The sequence below is a fragment of the Modestobacter caceresii genome (assembly GCF_000761485.1).
Taxonomy (GTDB): domain Bacteria; phylum Actinomycetota; class Actinomycetes; order Mycobacteriales; family Geodermatophilaceae; genus Modestobacter; species Modestobacter caceresii.
This window is the reverse complement of record NZ_JPMX01000107.1, coordinates 1-3,314: the sequence shown is the minus strand read 5'-3', so window position 1 is coordinate 3,314 and position 3,314 is coordinate 1. Positions and strand designations below refer to the sequence as shown.

The window sequence follows — 3,314 nt, the reverse complement described above, 5'->3', positions numbered from 1 at the left end:
AGCCGGTGCCGGGCGAGGTCCACCCCGGCCAGCACCACGGCGGCCGCGCCGAACCAGGCGAGGGCGACGGCGGCCGGCCGCGGTCCGGCGAGGGCGGGCGCGGCGGCGAGCGCCGCCGCCGTGAGGACCGCCGTGCCCAGCACCCGCCGGGACGACGGACGCGCCGCACGGTCACGCTCGGCCAGCCGCACCGTGGTGGTGGCCAGCCACGGGCCGAGCAGCAGGCCGAGGACGGCGGCGGCAACGGTGAACACCCCGGTCACCGGGGTGCGGTCAGGCGTCCAGCGCGGCGCGCATGGCCTCGATCGGGGCCGGCCGGCCGGTCATCAGCTCGACCTGGGCGGTGGCCTGCCAGAACAGCACCTCCAGGCCGCTGATGGTCCGGCCGCCCGCTGCCTGCACGCGCTGGGCCAGCGGCGTCGGCCAGCCGGCGTAGAGCACGTCCAGCACCGTCTGTCCGCGCCACCAGGTGAGGTCGGCGACGGCCGCCTGACCGGAGGCGGGGACCGTGCTGACCACCACCGGCGCGGTGAGCGAGCCGGCGCGGTCCAGCCGCTGGACGTCGGCGCTCACCCCGAGGGCGCCCAGCACCCGCAGCAGGTCACCCGCCCGCGCGGGCTCCCGGACGACGACGTCCACCTGCTGGGCGCCGAGGGAGGCGAGCGCGGTCGCCGCTGCGGCCGCCGTCCCCCCGGCCCCCAGGACGGCGGCGTGCTCGACCCGCTCGACACCGCCCAGCTGGAGGGCCATGCCCACACCGGTGACGTCGGTGTTCTCGGCGCGCCAGCCGGCGTCGGTGCGCAGCAGTGTGTTCGCCGCGCCCAGCAGGCGCGGCAGCTGGTCGACCTCGTCGGCCACCGCCACCGCCGCCTGCTTGCACGGCATGGTCACCGAGAAGCCCCGCCACTCCGGGCCGAGCCCGGCCAGCAGCACCGGCAGGTCCTCGGCCCCGACGTCCAGGGCGTCGTAGCTCCAGTCGTCCAGGCCGAGCGCGGCGTAGGCCGCCCGGTGGAGCAGGGGCGACAGCGAGTGCCCGACCGGCCGGCCGAGGACAGCTGCCCTCATGCCGGCCGGACCGGGGTGCGACGGTGCGTCAATTGCCCGGGTTGTCCCGCAGCCACTGCTGGAACAGCAGCACGTTCTGCTGGTGCTCGGCACCGGTCGCGGCGAACCGGGTCTCCCCGGTGTCGGGGTCGACGACCACGAAGAAGCGCCAGTCGCCCGGGGTCGGGTCCAGCACCGCGCGCAGCGCCTCCTCCCCCGGGTTGTTGATGGCGCCGGGCGGCAGGCCCGGGTGGACGTAGGTGTTGTAGAGGGAGGGGTTGGCGCGGTCCTCGGCGCTGGTGGTGATCCCGGCCTTGTCGTTGGCGTAGTTCACCGTGGTGTCCAGCTGCAGCGGCATGCCGTCGGCCAGCCGGTTCTCCAGCACCCGGGCGACCTTGCCCATGTCCTCGATCGAGCCGGCCTCGGCCTGGACCAGGCTCGCCTTGGTCAGCGCCGTGAGCCGTTGCTCCACCGGGATCTGCAGCTCGGTGAGCACCTGGTCGGTGCGCGCCACCATCTCGCTGAGCACCTCGACCGCGGTCTCGCCGGGTTCGATGTCGTAGGTGGCCGGGAAGAGGAAGCCCTCCAGCAGGCCGTTGGCGTAGGCGGGCAGCCCCAGCTGGGCCGGGTCGGCGGCGGCGGCCTCGAGCTCCGCGAGCGGCAGACCGCTCTCGTCGGCCAGTCGCTGCAGCACCTGGGTGACCCGCAGGCCCTCGGGCAGGGTGACCCGGGTGACCTGGCGGGACGCCGGGTCCAGCAGCAGGTCCAGCGCGGCCTGCCCGGACATCTGCTGGCGCAGGCGGTAGACGCCGGGCTGGATGCCGGTCGCGGCCGGGTTGGCCTCGGCCGCCTCGGTGAACGGCGCCACCGAGGCGATGACGTCGGCCTCGACGAGCGTGGTGCCGATGGCGCGCAGCGAGTCGCCCGGCTCCACCCGGACGTCCACCTCGCCGGTGCCGGCACCCGGGTAGTCCTCCGCCACCGGGTTCACCCGGTTCCAGAGGGCCTTGCCACCGATGAAGATCCCGGCCACCAGCGCGGCCAGGACGACCAGGGACAGGACGACGACCACCGGGCCCCGGCGACCGCCGCGTCCACCGGCACCGCGACGACCGCCGCCGCCGACACCGCCGTCGTCGTGTCCGTCGTCGTGTCCGTCGTAGTACTCGTCGTGGTGCTCGTCGTGGTCACCGCCACCGATGACGTCGAGGCCGCCGGTCTGCGGGGACGCCGATGCGAAGGCACCGTCGTCGTGCGGGTCGTGATGGGCGGGGTCGAGGTCGCCCTCGTCGCTCCCGTGCCGTTCGGAGACCATCCGCCAGCGCTCCTCGTCCGGGTCGGCTCCGTCGACGGTCAGTGCAGCGTGCACCACCGTCGCCGGCTCGTCGACAGGCGTGTCCCGAGGTGCGGTGCGCACCTCGGTGCCGCCCTGCCCGGTGACGAGCCCGGCCAGCGCTCCGGAGGGCCCGCTCGTCGGGACCGACGACGGTCCAACCGGCCCGGGGACGGGACGGTTGGCTGCCGACAGCCAACCAGGGTCGGTCCCGGCGTCGGCGAACCGGTCCGCACGGACGTGGTCGGCGGTGGTGGGCTCGGTGGACGGCCGAGGGGCCGGGAGGCGCCGGGCGGCGGCCGGACCGGCGCCGTGCGCGGCTCCCCCGATGGTCGGGACGGCCGGCGGTACGGCGGGCATCTCGGCGGTCTGCGGCACGGTGACCTCGCGGGCCCGCGCACCGGGGGCGATCCCTCCCGGGCCCCTGGGGGCCACCGGGGTCGCGCTGCGCCGACCGAGGTCGAAGGCGCTCACGTCGAGGCCGGCGGCCGCGAGACCGGCGTCGGCGATGCCGGAGGCGGCCAGCCCGGTGATCTCCACGTCGGCCACGTCGACGCCACCGCCTGCCGGGCCGACCCGGGCACCGGTGTCCGGGGCGTGCCGGCGGCGTCGGCGCGGTCGCAGCGTCGCGTCGGCCGGGTCGTCTGGGAGCTGCAGGGTCGCGGCGCCTGCCCAGGCGGCCAGGAACTCGGCTGCTGGGCGTCCAGCGCCGGCATCGGCGTCGGAGTGGCGGCCGCTCGCGTGCGGCTGGGTCGGGTCCGTCACGAGTGGCGCCCCCTGAGGTCGGGGCCAGTGCGTCGTCGCTCGTCGAGATGGCTCTGCAGGATCACCACGGCAGCCGCCTGGTCGATCACCGAGCGCTGGCGGCGGGCATCGATACCGCCGGCGCGCAGGTGGCTCGCTGCGGTCACTGTGGAGAGCCTCTCGTCGACGAGGT

General features: G+C 76.1%; 3 protein-coding genes and 1 pseudogene. All 4 read right to left on the bottom strand.

The genetic code is table 11. The features are described 5' to 3' along the window. Window positions 1-254, bottom strand: a pseudogene (locus IN07_RS20070) (prepilin peptidase); the annotation flags it as partial. 19 nt (window positions 255-273) lie between these two features. Beyond that, window positions 274-1,065, bottom strand: a complete 792-nt coding sequence (locus IN07_RS20065) for a shikimate dehydrogenase (RefSeq protein ID WP_036339545.1) — start codon at window positions 1,063-1,065, stop codon at window positions 274-276. Window positions 1,066-1,093: 28 nt separating this feature from the next. Further along, window positions 1,094-3,142, bottom strand: a complete 2,049-nt coding sequence (gene mltG / locus IN07_RS20060) for an endolytic transglycosylase MltG (RefSeq protein WP_036339543.1) — start codon at window positions 3,140-3,142, stop codon at window positions 1,094-1,096. Beyond that, window positions 3,139-3,314: RuvX/YqgF family protein (gene ruvX / locus IN07_RS20055; RefSeq protein ID WP_036339540.1), on the bottom strand; the 176-nt coding region annotated here is incomplete at its 5' end. The genes ruvX and mltG, both read right to left, overlap by 4 nt.

Excerpts from the sequence above, each read along its gene's own strand:
- IN07_RS20065 (WP_036339545.1), bottom strand. The coding sequence starts at position 1,065 with ATGAGGGCAGCTGTCCTCGGCCGGCCGGTCGGGCACTCGCTGTCGCCC.